This is a genomic window from Allobosea sp., from assembly GCF_017308015.1.
GTDB lineage: Bacteria > Pseudomonadota > Alphaproteobacteria > Rhizobiales > Beijerinckiaceae > Allobosea.
Map to the genome: position 1 here is coordinate 135,600 of NZ_JAFKFW010000009.1, position 17,390 is coordinate 152,989.

Annotated in this window: 14 protein-coding genes; 8 read left to right on the forward strand and 6 right to left on the reverse strand. The window is 67.3% G+C overall.

What is annotated here, in order from left to right:
- Positions 1-3: 3 nt before the first annotated feature.
- On the forward strand, positions 4-930 hold the full coding sequence (locus J0I42_RS10265; protein ID WP_291654722.1) for a tyrosine recombinase XerC: 927 nt from the start codon (positions 4-6) through the stop codon (positions 928-930).
- A gap of 66 nt (positions 931-996) precedes the next feature.
- Positions 997-1,557: a DUF4337 domain-containing protein gene (locus J0I42_RS10270; protein ID WP_291654723.1), complete on the forward strand. Its 561-nt coding sequence runs from the start codon at positions 997-999 to the stop codon at positions 1,555-1,557.
- 5 nt (positions 1,558-1,562) lie between these two features.
- Here the strand turns inward: J0I42_RS10270 and J0I42_RS10275 are convergent, their stop codons facing one another.
- The 3 genes from J0I42_RS10275 to J0I42_RS10285 are packed head-to-tail and all read right to left on the reverse strand — an operon-like array spanning position 1,563 to position 4,880.
- On the reverse strand, positions 1,563-2,423 hold the full coding sequence (locus J0I42_RS10275; protein ID WP_291654724.1) for an ABC transporter permease: 861 nt from the start codon (positions 2,421-2,423) through the stop codon (positions 1,563-1,565).
- A complete protein-coding gene (locus J0I42_RS10280) occupies positions 2,420-3,364 on the reverse strand; it encodes an ABC transporter permease (protein ID WP_291654725.1) in 945 nt (314 codons plus the stop codon). Before J0I42_RS10280 ends, J0I42_RS10275 begins: the two co-directional genes overlap by 4 nt.
- A 25-nt stretch (positions 3,365-3,389) precedes the next feature.
- Entirely contained in the window at positions 3,390-4,880 is a 1,491-nt protein-coding gene (locus J0I42_RS10285; RefSeq protein ID WP_291654726.1) for an ABC transporter substrate-binding protein, read from the reverse strand.
- Between the two features lie 177 nt (positions 4,881-5,057).
- On the opposite strand from J0I42_RS10285, the gene uxaC reads away from it, so the two are divergent.
- From uxaC to J0I42_RS10300, 3 genes are all read left to right on the forward strand, one after another.
- Positions 5,058-6,461, forward strand: coding sequence for a glucuronate isomerase (gene uxaC, locus J0I42_RS10290; RefSeq protein ID WP_291654727.1), 1,404 nt, complete (start codon positions 5,058-5,060; stop codon positions 6,459-6,461).
- Positions 6,458-7,927, forward strand: a complete 1,470-nt coding sequence (locus J0I42_RS10295; RefSeq protein WP_291654728.1) for a mannitol dehydrogenase family protein — start codon at positions 6,458-6,460, stop codon at positions 7,925-7,927. The genes uxaC and J0I42_RS10295 overlap by 4 nt, the downstream gene beginning before the upstream one ends.
- An 83-nt stretch (positions 7,928-8,010) precedes the next feature.
- Positions 8,011-8,838, forward strand: coding sequence for a transporter substrate-binding domain-containing protein (locus J0I42_RS10300; RefSeq protein WP_291654729.1), 828 nt, complete (start codon positions 8,011-8,013; stop codon positions 8,836-8,838).
- A gap of 71 nt (positions 8,839-8,909) precedes the next feature.
- Here the strand turns inward: J0I42_RS10300 and J0I42_RS10305 are convergent, their stop codons facing one another.
- Positions 8,910-10,061: an amidohydrolase gene (locus tag J0I42_RS10305; RefSeq protein ID WP_291654730.1), complete on the reverse strand. Its 1,152-nt coding sequence runs from the start codon at positions 10,059-10,061 to the stop codon at positions 8,910-8,912.
- Positions 10,062-10,288: 227 nt separating this feature from the next.
- Between J0I42_RS10305 and J0I42_RS10310 the strand changes: the two genes are divergently transcribed.
- From J0I42_RS10310 to J0I42_RS10320, 3 genes are all read left to right on the forward strand, one after another.
- Positions 10,289-11,998, forward strand: coding sequence for a lysine--tRNA ligase (locus J0I42_RS10310; RefSeq protein WP_291654731.1), 1,710 nt, complete (start codon positions 10,289-10,291; stop codon positions 11,996-11,998).
- A 19-nt stretch (positions 11,999-12,017) separates the two neighbouring features.
- A complete protein-coding gene (locus J0I42_RS10315) occupies positions 12,018-13,403 on the forward strand; it encodes an FAD-binding oxidoreductase (RefSeq protein ID WP_291654732.1) in 1,386 nt (461 codons plus the stop codon).
- A 78-nt stretch (positions 13,404-13,481) separates the two neighbouring features.
- On the forward strand, positions 13,482-14,174 hold the full coding sequence (locus tag J0I42_RS10320; RefSeq protein ID WP_291654733.1) for a nitroreductase: 693 nt from the start codon (positions 13,482-13,484) through the stop codon (positions 14,172-14,174).
- A gap of 18 nt (positions 14,175-14,192) precedes the next feature.
- On the opposite strand, the gene J0I42_RS10325 is transcribed toward J0I42_RS10320, so the two are convergent.
- Both J0I42_RS10325 and J0I42_RS10330 read right to left on the reverse strand, forming a co-directional pair.
- The gene (locus J0I42_RS10325; RefSeq protein ID WP_291654734.1) at positions 14,193-15,236 is read right to left on the reverse strand and encodes a DUF808 domain-containing protein; all 1,044 of its coding nucleotides are present in this window, start codon (positions 15,234-15,236) and stop codon (positions 14,193-14,195) included.
- A 76-nt stretch (positions 15,237-15,312) separates the two neighbouring features.
- Entirely contained in the window at positions 15,313-17,385 is a 2,073-nt protein-coding gene (locus J0I42_RS10330) for a 3-hydroxyacyl-CoA dehydrogenase NAD-binding domain-containing protein (RefSeq protein WP_291654735.1), read from the reverse strand.
- Between the last annotated feature and the right edge of the window lie 5 nt (positions 17,386-17,390).

A 17,390-nucleotide genomic window follows, 5' to 3' on the forward strand; every position in this document is an offset into this window, starting at 1 on the left:
GCGATGAGCGATTTCGACTCCTTCCGGCGCGACTGGCTTTCGCATCTCGCGGCCGAGCGGCGCCTCTCGCCGAAGACACTGGAGGCCTATTCCCGCGACCTCGGCCAGTTCCATGCTTTCCTGACGGGACATCTCGGCGGCGCCCCCACCCTTTCCGACATCGCCGCGCTGAAGCCCGTCGACCTGCGTGCCTTCCTCGGACAGCGTCGGCGCGACGGCGTCGGCAACCGCACCCTGATGCGCCAGCTCGCGGCGCTCCGCTCTTTTGCCCGTTTCGGGGAGCGCCGGGGCACGCTCACGGCCGCCGCCTTCGCCGCAACGCGCGGACCAAGGCTCGGCAAGTCGCTGCCGCGCCCGCTCGAACCCAGCGCTGCCCGCGCTGTCACCCAGGCCGATACCCGCGCCGGCGAGGAGCGCGAGCAATGGATACTTGCCCGCGATGCCGCGGTGCTCGGCCTGCTCTACGGTAGCGGGTTGCGCATTTCGGAGGCGCTCTCGCTCGCCCGCACTCAGGCGCCGCTTCAGGCGGGCGATACGCTGACCGTCATCGGCAAGGGCAGCAAGACGCGGATGGTGCCGGTTCTGCCCGTAGTGATCACGGCGATCGCCGAATACCTCAAGCTCTGCCCCTGGCGCCTGCCGCCGGAAGGGCCGCTTTTCGTCGGTGCCAAGGGCGGGCCGCTCTCGCCGCGCATCATCCAGCTTGCGGTCGAGGGCTTGCGCGGGGCGCTCGGCCTGCCCTCCTCGGCGACACCGCATGCCCTCCGCCATTCCTTCGCGACGCATCTGCTCGGACGCGGCGGCGACCTGCGTGCGATACAGGAACTGCTTGGCCATGCCTCGCTCTCGACGACGCAGATCTACACCCGCATCGATTCGGCCCGCCTGATGGCGGCCTATGACGCCGCCCATCCGCGCGCCGGACGCTGATGTCCTCTTGCTGCCCCAACGGAAAGCCTTAAACAGCGCCGCCACCATGGCCCTGCGAGGTGATTCGTGTCAGGCTCCGTCGAAACATCCCAGGGCAGCAACAAGCGCGTCGCACTGCTGATCGCGCTGCTCGCGCTAACCCTCGCCTTCTCCGAGATCGGCGGCAAGAATGCCGAGCAGGAAGCCGTCGCCAAGAATATCGAGGCCTCCAATCTCTGGGCCTTCTTCCAGGCCAAGACGATCCGCGGCACGACAGTCCGCACCGCGGCCGAAGCGATGGAGACCGAGCTGGCCGGCGTCACCGAGGAAGCCGCCCGGCAGCGCTTGGCCAAGCGCATCGAGAGCTGGAAGCAGACCGTCATGCGCTACGATTCCGAGCCCGAGACCAACGAGGGTCGCAAGGAGCTCGCCGCCCGCGCAAAGACGGCCGAAGCCCAGCGCGACATCGCCGCCGCCCGCGACGACAAGTTCGATATCGCCTCGGGCCTGATCCAGATCGCCATCGTGATCTCGTCAGCCGCGATCATCACCGGCGTCGGCCTGCTCGCCGTCACCGGCGGGCTGCTCGGCCTCGCCGGCATCGCGCTGATGGCGCTCGCCCAGTTCGCGCCGACCGCCTTGTTCTGAAGGCTCTACCGGCTGCGACGCAGGCGCGGGTCAACCGCGTCGCGCAGGCCATCGCCGAGCAGGTTGAAGCCCAGTACGGTCAGCGCGATCGCGACCCCCGGAAAGATCGCAAGCCAGGGCTGCGCCGCCATGAAGGTCTGGGCCTCGTTGAGCATCCGCCCCCAGGACGGGTTCGGCGGCTGCGTGCCCAGCCCGAGATAGGACAGTCCGGCCTCGGCCAGCACCGCGAGCGCGAACTGGATCGTAGCCTGCACCACCAGGATGCCGGCAATGTTGGGCAGGACATGGCGCAAGACGATCTGCCGGTTGCTCAAGCCCGCCGCCCGCGCCGCCTGGATGAAATCCTGCGCCCAGATCTGCAAAGCTGCCCCACGCGAAAGACGCGCGAAATAAGGCAGGTTCAGAACGGCAATCGCGACGATCGCGTTGAGCATGCCCGGCCCCGCGATCGCGGTCATCATGATCGCGGTCAGCACGGCCGGGAAGGCATGGGTGAAATCGGCCGTGCGCATGATCGCATGATCAAGGATGCCGTCGCGCCGCACCGACGCGGCGAGCCCCAGCACCGTCCCGGCGATCATGCCGATGCCGACCGCGCCCAGCCCCACAGCGAGCGAATTGCGTGCGCCGACCATGATCATCGAGAAGACGTCGCGGCCGAACTGGTCGGTGCCGAACCAGTTCGTAGCTGAAGGCCCCTTGAGCCGGTTCAGGATCATCATCTGCGTCGGCTGGTAGGGCGTCCAGGCATAGGAGAGGAGCGCGGCGACGATAACGAGCGCCGCCAGCACCGCCCCGATCACGAAGGATGGCGCGAGCCACCAGTGCCGCTTGCCGCCCGGCGCCTTGTCCTCGACCGCGCTCATGACTGCCTCAAGCGTGGGTCGATCAGCCCGTAGAGCAGTTCGACCGCGAAATTGATCAGGATCGCCAAGCCCGCGAAGAGCATGACGAGGTCCTTGACCACGATCAGGTCGTGCTGGGCGATGGCCTGGAACACCAGCCGCCCCAATCCCGGCAGGGCGAAGACGTTCTCGATGATGATGGCGCCTGCGATCAGCACCGAGAATTGAAGGCCGAGGATCGTGACCACCGGGATCAGCGCGTTGCGCAGGGCGTGCCGGCGCATCGTCGTGCCTTCGCTCAGCCCCTTGGCGCGGGCGGTACGGACGAAATCCTCCTGCAGTGTGTCGAGCATCGAGGAGCGCGTCACTCGCGCGATGATCGCGGCCTGCGGCAGCGCGAGCGCCAATGCCGGCATCAGGAGGGCTTTCAGCGACACGCCTATTCCCGCTTGCCAGCCCGGAAAGCCACCGGCCGGCAGCCAGCCGAGCCCGACCGCGAAGACGAGCACGAGCAGGAGGCCGAACCAGAAATTCGGGATGGCGAGCCCGGCCTGCGCGAAGGCCATCACGCCGGCATCGGCCAGCCGGCCATGGCGCGAGGCGGCGAGCATGCCAAGCGGGATGCCGATCGCCATCGCCAAGGCGATCGCCATCAGCGCGAGCGGCAAGGTCACCGCCATGCGCTCGGCGATGAGCTGCAGCACCGGCACGCGATAGGTATAGCTCTGGCCGAGATCGCCGGAGACGAGCCCGCCAAGCCAGATGAAGAAGCGCAGCACCGCCGGCTTGTCGAGCCCCATCTCCGCCCTGAGCGCGGCGAGCGCCTCCGGCGCCGCATTGAGGCCGAGCGTCACCGCCGCCGGATCGCCCGGCAGGATTTCGAGCACGACGAAGATCACCAGCGCCGCGGCGAGCAGCGTCAGCGCCAGCGCGGCGAGCCGACGCAGGATATAGCCGATCATGATGGCCTGCCGGTCGCCGGCGGCGTCACCGCCAGCGCAGCTCCGCCAGCGGCGTCACCGGCAGCGGCCAGTCGGTCCACATGCCCTCCAGCGCGGCGTTCGCCACCGTGATCTTCGGCAGGATGAACAGGAAGCCGTTGACCGCGTCCTGAGCCAGCTTGCGCTGTGCCTGCTTGTAGAGCTCGTTGCGCTCGGCTTCCGGCAGGGTCACCGCGATCTTGGCGATCAACTCCTTGAAGGCGGGATCCTTGTACTGGAAGTAGTAGCCGTCGCGGGCGTAGATATCGATGTCGAGCGGCTCGGTATGAGCGATGATGCTGAGATCGTAATCCTTGTTGCGGAACACACGCTCCAGCCATTGCGGGAATTCCAGCGGCTCGATCGCCGCGTTGATGCCGACCTGCGAGAGCAGCGCGGCCACGATTTCGCCGGAGCGGCGGGCATAGGAGGGCGGCGGCAGCTTCAGCGTGCAGTTGAAACCGTTCGGGAAGCCGGCCTCTTTGAGCAGCGCCTTGGCCTTGGCGGGGTCATAAGGATAGGTCGCGGTCAGATCGACATAGGCCGGGTGCAGCGGCGAGAAATGGCTGCCGATCAGGTTGACGTCGAAGCCGTAGACACCGAGAGCGATGGCCTTGCGGTCGAGCGCGTGGGCAATGGCCTGCCGGACCTTCAGATTATCGAAGGGCGGCTTGGCGTTGTTGGTGGCGAGCACCGTCTCGCCTTCGGTGCCGCCGATCGTGACCTTGAGCTTGGCATCGGCCTTGAGCTGCGGCACGGCCTCCGGCGCCGAGAGATTGGTATGGGCATCGACATCGCCGGCCCGGAGCGCCGCGACCTGCGCCTGCGGATCGGATATGAAGCGGAAGACCGCCTTGGCCAGCGCCGGCTTCTCTCCCCAATAGCTGTCGTTACGGGCGAGTTCGAGCCGGTCGCCACGGTTCCAGCGCACGAACTTGAACGGGCCGGTGCCGACCGGATTGGTCTTGTTGTTGGCGGCCGTGGCCGGCGCCACGATCACCGCATCGCCCCAGGCGAGGCCGAAGAGGAAATTCGCAGTCGGCTGCTTGAGCTTGATCACCACGGTCGCCGGGTCCGGCGTCGTGATCTCGGCGATCGGCGTGAAGAGCTGGCGCTGGGCATTGGTCGAATCCGGCGCGACCGCGCGCTCGAACGAGAACTTCACCTGCTCCGCGGTGAAAGGGGTGTCGTCGTGGAATTTGGCGCCCTGCCGCAGCTTGAAGCGATAGGTGATATTGTCATCGGCAATCTGCCAGCTCTCAGCGAGGCAGGGCTGAAGCTTGCCGGTCCGGTCGATCTTGACCAGGCCCTCGAAGATGTTCTGCAACGTCACCTCACGGATCGCCTGCGCGGCGCCGGACGTCGGGTCCAGTGTCGGCGGCTCCAGCGTCTGGGCGATGGTGACGCTGTCCTTCGCCTGGGCCAGCGCGACGAAGGGAAGCTGCGCTGCCAGCGCCGCCAGTCCCGCCCCCGCCAAAAGTTCACGCCGCGTCGTCATGTCCATCGCTCCGGTGCCGTTGCGGCGCGAAGATGACGCGGGAAACCCGGCGAACGCAAGCCCGCTTCCAACGCAATCCCCGTCGGGCATGAAACGGCATCTGGCGCACTAGTATACCAGGCGATTGACCCCTGCCGCAGCCGGCTTTAGAGATCGGGACGACCGATGGAGATGCCCATGCTGCTGCACGACGATCGCCTCTTTCCCGCCGATCCGGTGACGCGCGGCATCGCGCGCCGGCTCTTCGCCACGGTCCGCAACCTGCCGATCATCTCGCCGCACGGCCATACCGATCCGCGCTGGTATGCCGAGGACAATGCCTTTCCCGATCCGGCCACCCTTTTCGTCAAGCCGGATCACTACATCTTCCGCATGCTCTATTCGCAGGGCGTGCGCCTCGAAGAGCTCGGCATCAACAGAAAGGACGGCGGCGAGGTCGAGACCGATCCGCGCAGAATCTGGAGGCTCTTCGCCGATCACTGGCATCTCTTCCGGGGCACGCCGACGCGGCTCTGGTTCGAACACGCGACCTCGACCGTCTTCGGCATCAACGAGCGCCTGACGCCGGAGAACGCCGACAAGATCTACGACAGGATCGCTGCGAAGCTGGAAGAACCGGAATTGCGCCCACGCGCCCTGTTCGAGCGCTTCAACATCGAAGCCATCAGTACGACCGAGGGCGCGCTCGACGATCTGCGCTGGCACGACATGGTCCGCGAGTCCGGCTGGGGCGGCAAGGTCGTCACCGCCTATCGGCCCGACAGCGTCGTCGACCCGGAGTTCGAGGGCTTCGCCAGCAATCTCGAAAAATTCGGCGAACTGACCGGTGAGGATATCGGCTCCTGGACCGGCTATCTCGCCGCCCATCGCAAGCGGCGTGCCTATTTCAAGGAGCGTGGCGCCACCTCCTCCGATCATGGCCATGCCACGGCCCGCACCGCCAATCTCTCGGATGCGGAGGCCGAGAAGCTCTACGCCAAGATCCTGAAGGGCAAGGTTTCGGCCAAGGATGCCGATCTCTTCCGCGGCCAGATGCTGACTGAGATGGCGAAGATGAGCCTCGATGACGGGCTCGTCCTCCAGATCCATCCGGGCTCCCACCGCAACCACAACCCCAGCCTGTTCGAGCATTTCGGCCGCGACATGGGCGCCGACATCCCGACCCAGACGAGTTACGTTGAGGCGCTGAAGCCGCTGCTCGACGCCGTCGGCAACGAGCGCAACCTCACCGTCATCGCCTTCACCCTCGACGAGACCGTCTATTCGCGCGAGCTCGCCCCGCTCGCAGGCCATTATCCGGCGCTCAGGCTCGGGCCGGGCTGGTGGTTCCTCGATGCGCCCGAGGCGATGCTGCGCTTCCGAGAACTCACGACCGAGACCGCCGGATTCTACAACACCGTCGGCTTCAACGACGACACCCGCGCCTATCTCTCGATCCCGGCCCGCCACGATGTCGCCCGCCGCGTCGACTGCGCCTATCTCGCCAAGCTCGTCGCCGAGCACCGGCTGGAAGAGGACGAGGCGGCCGAAGTCGCCTATGACCTCGCCTATCGCCTCGCCAAGGAGGCCTACAAGCTGTGACCCGCCTCTCCGTTTCCAGCCTCACCAGCCTGCCGGCCTCGGTCCGCCGCCCGGCCTATGACCGCGCGGCGCTCAAGCCCGGTATCGTCCATCTCGGCCTCGGCGCCTTCGCCCGCGGCCATCTCGCCGAATATACCGAGGACGCGCTGGAGAAGCGTTTCAGTGCCTGGGGCATTGTCGGCGCCAGCCTCCAGCGCCCCGACCAGCGCGACCGGCTGAAGCCGCAGGACGGGCTCTATACCCTGCTCAAGCTCGCCCCGACCGGGCCGGAGTTGCGCGTCATCGGCTCGGTGCTCGACGTCCTCGTCGCGCCCGAAAACCCCTCGGCACTCATCGCGCGGCTGGCAGCACCCGAGACCCGCATCGTCTCGCTCACCGTCACCGAGAAAGGCTATTGCCACGACCCGGCAACCGGCCGCCTCAAGGCCGATCATCCCGATATCGTCCACGACCTCGCCAACCCGAAGGCGCCGCGCTCTGCCGTCGGCATCCTCGTCGCCGGGTTGAAGGCGCGCCGCGATGCCGGGCTCGGGCCGTTCACCGCGCTCTGCTGCGACAACCTGCCCTCCAACGGCCATGTCCTGCGCGGTCTCGTCCGCGATTTCGCAGCGCTGACCGATGACAAGCTGGCCGCCTGGATCGAGGCCAACGGCGCCTTCCCGGCGACCATGGTCGACCGCATCGTGCCGGCGACGACCGAGGCCGATATCGCCGAAGTCACCCGGCTGACCGGGCTGGAGGACGCCGCCCCCGTCATCGGCGAGCCATTCCGGCAATGGGCGATCGAGGATGTCTTCGCCAACGGACGCCCGGACTGGCACGAAGTCGGTGCCCAGATGGTCTCCGAGGTCGCGCCCTTCGAATTCATGAAGCTGCGCATGCTGAACGGCGCACATTCCTCGCTGGCCTATCTCGGCTATCTCGCCGGCCATGAGACAGTGGCGGAAGCCAGCGGCGATCCCGTCCTGGCCCGCTTCCTTGGCGGTCTCTGGTCCGAGATCATCCCGACCGTGCCGGCGCCGCAGGGCGTCGTGCTGGCGGATTACGCGAAGGCCCTGCTCGTCCGCTTCCAGAACCCCGCTATCCGCCACCGCACCTGGCAGATCGCCATGGACGGCTCGCAGAAGCTGCCCCAACGCCTGCTCGGCACTATTCGCGAGCGGCTGAAGGCCGGCGGCGGAATCGACCATCTCGCGCTCGGCGTCGCCGCCTGGATGCGCTACGTCACCGGCACCGACGAGAAGGGCGGCGCCATCGACGTCCGCGATCCACTGGCCGCCGAACTCAAGCGCCGCACGGAAGCCGCCGGAGGGGATGCCGCGGTGCTGGTCCGGGCGCTCACCGGCATCGAGGCGATATTTGGAAGCGACCTGCCAGTCGACAGCCGGTTCACAAAGCCGGTGACCGCTCACCTCGCCTCGCTCCTCGACAAGGGCGCGAAGGCGGCGGCGGCCAGTCTCGGGTGAGTTTGCACCGTCATGCTCGGGGCAATGCCGAGCATGACGGCTAGGCCTTGATCCGCGCCGGTATCCGAAGCCACATAGGCGCGATGCTTCGCGCGCTCGTCCTCGCCTTCTCCCTCCTCACCACCGCCACGGCCCTGGCACAGGAGCCGCCGCGCATCGCCATTCCCAATCTCTGGGACCCGCGCATCCGGCTCGACCGGCCGGAGCCCGGCCCGCCGCGCGTCGTGCGCTTCCTCGCCGATGACGATTACCCGCCCTTCCATTTCGCCGCGCCGGACGGTGCACTGACGGGCTTCTCCGTCGAACTCTCCCGTGCCGTCTGCGACAAGCTGGCCTGGACCTGCACAATCCAGCCGCGACGCTTCGATACGCTGGCCGACTCGCTGGCCGAGGGCCGAGGTGACGTGCTGGCCGCTGCGATGAACCTGACTCCGGCCCTGCGCGAGCGCTTTGCGGCCAGCCATCTCTATTTTCGGGCCCCGGCGCGGTTCATCACCACACGTGGCAACGCCCGCGCAGCGCTCGACGGAACCGCTCTGCAGGGGCGACGCGTCGCGGTCGTCTCCGGCACGGCCCATCAGGCCTTCCTCGACCAGCTCATGCCTTTCGTGCAGCGCCGCGAGAGCGCCAATCTCAACGCGGCGATCGCAGCGCTCCGCAGCGGCGAGGCGGAGTATGTCTTCGGCGACGGCGTCTCTCTGTCGCTGGCGCTCGCCGGCAGCGGCGGCGAGTTCGCCTTCTCGGGCGGGCCCTATCTCGAAAGCCGCTATTTCGGCGAAGGTGTCGCCTTCCTGCTGCGCAAGGACGACCCCGCCCTGAAGCGCGCCATCGACTACGCGCTGCAGGGTCTCTGGGACGACGGGACTTACGCCCGCCTCTATCTGCGCTTCTTCCCGGTCAGCCCGTACTGAGGCACGGAATCCCGCCGTCGTTCCAGGCCTTTGCGCAGCAATGAGCTCGGAATGACGATGAGATAATGGCCTTACGGCGCGTTGCTGGCCAGTGCCTGCTTCGCCACGGCGGCGAGCCAACCGGACGCCGCTGGCAGGATCGCGTCGTTGAAATCGTATCGGTCGTTGTGCAAGGCACCGCCGTCGACCACAGGGCCATTGCCCATCCAGATATAGCAGCCTGGGCGCTTCTCGAGGAAATAGGCGAAATCCTCGCCCGTCGTGCTCGCCTTCATGTCGCGCCGGACGGGCAGCCCCGCGGCCTCTCCGGCAGCGGCAGCCATGTCCTCTTCCGCTGCCGTGTTGATCGTGGCGACGCCATAGTTGTATTCGACGGCCGCCGTCATCTCGAAGGTCGCCGCGATGTTCTCGGCAATCCCCTTGAGCCGGGTCAGCAAACGCTCGCGCACCGCCGGCACGAAGGTACGGAACGTACCCTCGATGAAGACATTGGTCGGAATCTGGTTGGAGGCAAGGCCGCCATGCACCTGGCCGATCGAAACCACGGCCGATTCCATCGGGTCAACATTGCGCGAGACGATCGTCTGCAACGCCACGATGAGATGGCCCATCTCCACGCTCGGGTCATGGCTCTGCTCGGGCAGGGCCGCATGGCCGGCCTTGCCGGTCAGCGTGATCTTGAAGCGTCCTGCCTCGGACATCACTGGCCCGCGGTGCACGGCGACGGTACCAGCCTCAAGCCCCGGCCAGTTATGCAGCGCGAAGACGCGCTCCATCGGGAAACGCTCCAGAACGCCGTCGGCGAGCATGGCGAGCGCGCCGCCCGTCCCCTCCTCCGCCGGCTGGAAGACGAACTGCACCGTGCCGCTCCAGCCCTCGTCGGCCTTGAGCAAGGCCGCCGCGCCGAGCAGCGAAGTGGTGTGCCCGTCATGGCCGCAGGCATGCATCACATTCGGTGTCTTCGACTTGTAGGGAACGTCGTTGACCTCCTGGATCGGCAGCGCGTCCATGTCGGCGCGCAGGCCCACCGTGCGCTCGGACGAGCCGCGCGTCAGCGTCGCGACCACGCCATGGCCGCCGACATTCGCGACGAAGGGCACGCCGAGCTCGGTCAGCTTCTCCTGCACGAAGGCGCTGGTCATCTTCTCGTGGCGCCCGAGTTCGGGATGGGCGTGAAGATGTCGTCGCCAGGCGGTCAGCTTGTCGAGCAGGTCGCGGTCCAAGGCGGCATCCTTTCAAGACGTAGTCAAACTGGAAAAAGGCGAGTGCGACCCTATACCGCCACAGCAGACCGGCAAGGCGCTTTGCGCGAGGGCCGCACCCTCGTTTGCCGCATTTCAAGCGCTCTCGCGCATTGACGGCGACCTTCGCAATCTGCGAAAGCCCGCAAACGACAGTTCGCAGATTGCGAACTCGCAGCCCGCCAGACGTGGAGAGGATACCCGCCCAAATGCCCGCCTTCGACGCAGCCCTCGTTGACGCCGCCCAGCGTTCGGCCGCCTGGCCGTTCGAGGAGGCGCGCAAGCTCGTGGCCCGCATCGAGAAATCCGGCAAGAAATCGGTGATCTTCGAAACCGGCTACGGCCCCTCGGGTCTGCCGCATATCGGCACCTTCGGCGAGGTCGCGCGCACCTCGATGGTCCGCCACGCCTTCCAGGTGCTGACCGGCAACACGATCCCGACCCGGCTCGTCGCCTTCTCCGACGACATGGACGGCTTGCGCAAGGTGCCGGACAACGTGCCGAACAAGGAGCTGCTCGCTGCCAATCTCGGCAAGCCGCTGACCGAGGTGCCTGACCCGTTCGGCACGCATGATTCGTTCGGCCGGCACAACAATGCGCGGCTCTGCGCCTTCCTCGACAGCTTCGGCTTCGACTACGAGTTCAAGTCCTCGACCGACTCGTACCGCGCCGGCGAGTTCGACGCGACGCTGCTCAAGATGCTCGCCCGCTACGACGCCATGATGAAGATCATGCTGCCGACGCTGCGCGAGGAGCGGGCCGCGACCTATTCGCCCTTCTTGCCGATCCATCCGAGGACGCGCGTCGTCATGCAGGTGCCGATCGACGAGGTCGATGTCGAGGCCGGCACCATCGCCTGGACCGATCCGCAGACGAAGGAGCGCTTCGTATCCCCGGTCACTGGCGGCCATGTGAAGCTCCAGTGGAAGCCGGACTGGGCGATGCGCTGGGTCGCGCTCGGCGTCGATTACGAGATGGCCGGCAAGGACCTGATCGACTCCGTCAAGGTCTCCTCGCAGATCGCCCGCGCGCTCGACGGCACCCCGCCGGAGGGCTTCAACTACGAGCTCTTCCTGGACGAGCAGGGCCAGAAAATCTCGAAGTCGAAGGGCAACGGCCTGACGATCGAGGAATGGCTGACCTATGGCCCGCCGGAGAGCCTCGCGCTCTACATGTTCCAGCGCCCGCGCGAGGCCAAGAAGCTGCATTTCGACGTGATCCCGCGCGCGGTCGACGAGTATCTCCAGTTCCTCGGCGGTTACGAGAAGCAGGATTGGAAGAACCGGCTCGGCAATCCGGTCTGGCACATCCATGCCGGCAACCCGCCTTCGCCGGAGGTTATCGCCTCGGGCGAGGGCGATAACGCGGTTCGCACGCAGGTCACCTTCGGCCTGCTGATGAACCTCGTCGCCGTCGCGAATTCCGAGGACAAGGCTGTGCTCTGGGGCTTCCTCCAGCGCTATGCGCCGGGCATGTCGCCGGAAACCCATCCGCGCCTCGATGCGCTGGTCGGCTATGCGATCGCCTATTTCCGCGACTTCGTGAAGCCGGCGAAAAGCTATCGCCCAGCCGACGAGGTCGAGCGCGACGCCTTCACCAAGCTCGACGCTGCCTTGGCCGCTCTGCCGGCCGATCCGACGCCCGAGATGGTGCAGGACACCGCTCTGGACGTGGCCCGCGCCATCCCGCGTTACCAGAACCTCACAGCCAAGAACGCGACGCCGGAGCGACCGGGCGTGTCCGGCGACTGGTGGAAGGCGATCTATCAGGTGATGTTCGGCGAGGATCAGGGCCCGCGCTTCGGCTCCTTCGCCGCGATCTATGGCCTGCCCAACACCCGCGCCCTGATCGCCAAGGCGCTGGCCGGCGATCTCGTGCGCGAACACGCCACTTTTCTTGCCGCGCGCAAAGCCGGCTGACGCGCTGACGGAGCCTGCCATGACCATTCCCGACGACGCGCTCGCGGCGCTGACGGAGGTGGTCGGCTCCGGCGGCCTGCGCAGCGGCGAGGCCATCCCCGCCCGCAACCGCAAGGACGCTTCGAAGACGACAGAGGGCCTCCCGGCCCTCCTCGTCATGCCCAGGACGACCGAGGAGGTCGCCGGGGTGCTCGCGATCTGCTCGCGGCACGCGCTCCCCGTCGTCGTCCAGGGCGGCATGACGGGCCTGGCCGGCGGCGCCGCACCGCAGGCCGGCGAGATCGCCCTCTCGCTGGAAAAGATGAACGGCGTCGAGGAAATCGACCCGGTGGCGCGGACGATGACCGTGCTGGCCGGCACGCCGCTCGCGATCGTGCAGGAGAAAGCCGCGGCTGCCGGCTTCCTCTATGGCGTCGATCTCGGCGCGCGCGGGACCTGCACCATCGGCGGCAATGTCGCCACCAATGCCGGCGGCGTGCAGGTGCTGCGCTACGGCATGACCCGCCGCAACGTGCTCGGGCTCGAAGCCGTGATGGCCGACGGCCGCATCGTCAGCCACCTCGCGAAGGTGGTGAAGAACAATGCCGGCTATGACTGGACGCAGCTCTTCATCGGCAGCGAGGGCACGCTCGGCGTCGTCACCCGCGTGCTGCTGGCGCTGCAGCCGGCGGTGGCCGGCACGCAGACCGCGCTCTGCGCCGCCGGCAGCGTCGCCAAGGCGCTCGCGGTGCTCAACCGCCTCGAAGCCCGGCTCGGCGGCGGCCTGCTCGCCTTCGAGGCGATGTGGCCGGAATACATGAAGGCGGCCACCGAACAGGGCGGCTTGCCCATTCCCTTTGCCGGCGAGCCTGAAGTCACGCTCGTCGTCGAGGCAGCGATGGGTCCGGGCAGCACGGGCGAGGAGACTTTCGCGGAGGCGCTTGCCGAGATGGCGGAGGAAGGCCTGCTGGACGATGCGCTGATCGCGCAGTCCGGCCGTGACCGGCAGCGCTTCTGGGCCTATCGCGAGGCCAACTACGAGTTTTACCGCGACCTGCCACCCGGCATCCATTTCGACGTCAGTATTCCCCTGGGAGTCATGGAGGATGCCGTCTCACTGCTGCGCCAGCGGGTGAAGGTTCGCAGCAGCACGGCCTTTGCGATCGTCTACGGCCATCTGGCCGACAGCAACCTGCATCTCTCGATTCTCGACGAGACCGGCGATCTCTCGGGCTTTGCCGAGATCGTCTACGAATTGGTCCGCGAGAAGCAGGGCAGCATCTCGGCCGAACACGGTGTCGGCGTGCTGAAGCGGGCCTATCTCGGCATGAGTCGCTCGGATGCCGAATTGGCGCTGATGACGACGCTGAAGCGAACGCTCGACCCGGGCAACATCCTGAACCGCGGGCGCATCCTGCCGGCCTGACAGGTGGCGCTCGGCTATGGCGCCGGGACGGCGCCTCTGCCAGACTCGGAACCGTGACGGATCATGGAGGCGCGGGACATGGTCGACGAGATGACGCCTGACCAGGCGATCGAGCGGGCCATCCGCTCGCGCCGCGCCATCCGAGCCTTCCTGCCCGCCCCGGTAGAACCCGCACTCCTCCGCCGGCTGATCGACCTCGCCGCGCAGGCGCCTTCCGGCACCAATATGCAGCCCTGGAAACTCCGGGTGATCGGGCCGCAGACGCGGGCTCGCCTCGAAGGCGCGCTTCTCGCCGCGCTCGAAACCGGCGGGCGCCCGGGCGTTGAGGAATACCGCTATTATCCCGCGCAGTTCCGCGAGCCCTATCTGGCGCGGCGCCGCAAGGTCGGATGGGACCTTTACAGCCTGCTCGGCGTGGTGAGGGGCGATACCGAAGGCATGAAGCGCCAGACTGCCGCGAACCTGCGCTTCTTCGATGCCCCTGTCGCGCTGATGCTGACCATCGATCGCGATCTGGAGATCGGCTCCTGGCTCGATCTCGGCATGTTCATCCAGACCCTGCTGATCGCGGCGCAAGGCCATGGCCTCGATTCCTGCCCGCAGGCGATCTTCGCGCAGTTTCACCCAATCGTGCGGCACGAGCTTGCGATCCCCCAGGATGAGGTCGTGGTCTGCGGCATCGCCATCGGCAAGGCCGATCCTGACGCGCCCGCCAACCGCCTGGCGCCCGAGCGCGAGCCGGTCGAGAGCTTCACGAGCTGGCTGGATTAAGGTGGGTCAGACGCGGGCCTACGCCGCCGCGTCCCTCCCGAACAGCTTCACCACCGGCCCGACCAGCCAGTGCATCGCGATAACGGTGAGGCCGCCGACGATCACCCCGAACATGGCCGCCAGAACTGCCCCCGCCAGCCATTCGCCAGCGCCCGCCAGAACCGAGGGTAGCGCTCGCCCTGCGGCAGCCGCGAGATCATGCAACCCATGGCCGAGACTGCTGAAGCCGTATTCTTCCAACCCATGGATGATGATGCCGCCGCCGACCCAGAGCATCGCCACCGTGCCGACCACGCCGAGCAGGTTCAGGAGATGCGGCATGGCGACGACAAGACCACGCCCCAATGGCTGCGTCAGCCGGGACAGCGCGCGGTCGAACCCACCCGCCTCCGCCGGTTCCGGCCGGCGCAATCCAAGCAGGCTCGCCACCGGTCGCTGGTTGGCGGCGAGCGCCATCCCGACATCGTCCGCCTTCACGATCAGCGCGACGACGCCATAGACCGCCACGGTGATACCGATGCCGACGATGGCGAGGACCGCTGCCTTCATCCAGAAGGACTGGTCCGACACCCCGGCGAGCGTGATCGCCATGATCTCAGCCGAGAGGATGAAATCCGTCTTGATCGCGCCGGCGATCTTCTGCCGTTCGAGCGCGGCCGGATCGCCGGCAGCCTCGTCGGCCTTGCCCTCGCCATGGGCGCGATGCGGCAGCACCAGCTCAAGCAGCTTCTCGGCGCCCTCGAAGCAGAGGAAGACGCCGCCCGCCATCAGGAGCGGCGTGATCGCCCAGGGCGCGAACAACGCCAGCACAAGCGCGCCCGGCAGCAGGATGAGCAACTTGTTGCGCAGCGAACCCAGCGCGATCCGCCAGATGATCGGCAATTCGCGCGCCGCCGCGAAGCCGACGGCATAGCGCGGCGTCACCGCCGTATCGTCGATGACGACGCCCGCAGCCTTGGCTCCTGCCTTGCCGGCCTGTGCAACGACATCATCGACGGAGGATGCCGCGATCTTGGCGATGCCGGCGATGTCATCCAACAGCGCAAACAGCCCCGAAGCCAAACGGCTCTCCTCGAAACATGATCGTATCAGGGGAGGATAGAGCGCTTTTCGCTCATCACAATGACAGCGCGCCGCGTCACGCCCTCAGGTCGGCGAAACCCTTGCCTTCGGCTGCGAGGCGCATGAGCAGTGGCGCCGGCTCCAGCGCCTTGTCGCCGATCTCGGCGGCCTGCGCCTCCAGCCGCTTCACGATGACGTCAAGCCCGACGCTGTCGGCCCAGAACATCGGTCCGCCGCGCCAGGCCGGCCAGTTATAGCCGTTGATCCAGACGATATCGATGTCGCCCGGCCGCGCCGCGATGCCCGCTTCCAGGATGCGAGCGCCCTCGTTCACCATCGGGTCGAGCAGGCGGGCGAGGATCTCCTCCTGCGTGAAAGAGCGCCGCGTCACGCCCTGCTCCGCCGAGATGCGCGCGATCAGCGCCTCGACCTCGGGGCAGCGCTGCCCGGCGCGCGCGCCCTGCGGGTAAATATAGTAGCCGCGCCCTGTCTTCTGGCCGAACCAGCCGGCCTCGCAGATCGCATCCGCCACGGCGGCCTTCAGCCCCCGCGCCTTGCGCGAGCGCCAGCCGATATCGTTGCCGGCGAGATCGGCCATGGCGAAGGGCCCCATCTTGAAACCGAAGCCAACCAGTGCGGCGTCGACCTCATGCGGCAGGGCGCCTGCGACGAGCAAACGTTCGGCGGCACGGGTGCGCTGCTCCAGCATGCGGTTGCCGACGAAGCCGAAACCGTTGCCGACCACGACCGGCACCTTGCCGAGCCTGCGGCCAAGCGCAACGGCTGTCGCAATCGCATCATCGGCCGAGCCTTTCGGCCGCACGATCTCCAGGAGCTTCATGACATTGGCCGGGCTGAAGAAATGCATGCCGATCACGTCCTGCGGGCGCTTCGTCGCGGCCGCGATCGTGGGTACGTCGAGATAGGAGGTGTTGCTGGCGAGGATCGCGCCGGGCTTCGCCACCTTGTCTAGCTCGCCGAAGATCTGCTGCTTGACGCCCATCTCCTCGAAGGCCGCCTCGACCACGATATCGGCTCCCGCCGCAGCCGCGAGGCCGACGGCCGGCTTGATCAGAGCCATGCGAGCAGCCTTCGCTTCCGGCGTCAGCGAGCCCCGCGAAACCGAAATGTCGTAGATCGCGCCGATGCGGTTGACGCCATTGTCGAGCGCAGCCTTGGCGGTCTCGATCAAGGTTACCGGGATGCCGGCATTGGCGAAGCACATCGCGATCCCGCCGCCCATCGTGCCGGCACCGATCACGGCGGCGCTGGCGATCTCTCGCGGCTTCACCTCCGGCCCGATGCCCGGAACCTTCGCGACCTCGCGCTCGGCAAAGAAGACATGGCGCAGCGCCTTGGAGCGCTCATCGACGAGCAGCGACAGGAAGAGCTTGCGCTCGACGGCCGCTCCTTCGGCGAAAGGCAGCGCGAAGCTCGCGCGTACGGCCTCGACCAACGCCGGGACGTTCGGCATGCCCTCGGCCTTCTTCAGGGCATCCTTGGCCAGGGCCTCGAAAGCCTCGCGATCAAGCTCGGTCAATTCGCCCGTTGCCTGGCTCGTGACCGGGCGGCGCCCCTCGGCCGCCAGCGCTTCGGCAAGATGAACCGCGGCTGCAACGGCATCGCTGGAGACGATCTCGTCAAGCAAACCGTATTCGAGTGCCTTGCCGGCCGAGATCGGTTCGCCCGAGAGCATCATCGGGAAGGCTTTGGCCGCCCCGATCAGACGAGGCAGGCGCTGCGTGCCGCCGGCACCGGGAATGATCCCGAGCTTGATCTCGGGCAGGCCGAGCCTGGCCGCAGGCAGCGCGACGCGTCCATGGCAGGCGAGCGCGACCTCGAGCCCGCCACCGAGCGCCACGCCCTGAATTGCCGCCACGACCGGCTTTGCCGAGCCCTCGATCGCGTCGAGCACATCCGGCAGGCTGGGCGGGGCCGGAGGCTTGCCGAATTCGCTGATATCCGCACCGGCGATGAAAGCCTTGCCGACGGAGGCGATCACGATCGCAACAACCGAGGCATCCGCATTCGCCTGCTTGATCGCGGCTGCGAGACCTTCGCGGACGGCGGCGCCCAATGCATTGACCGGCGGGTTGTCGATCGTGGCGATCGCGACCTTGCCACGAACCTCAAGCTGAACCTTCGTCATCGACA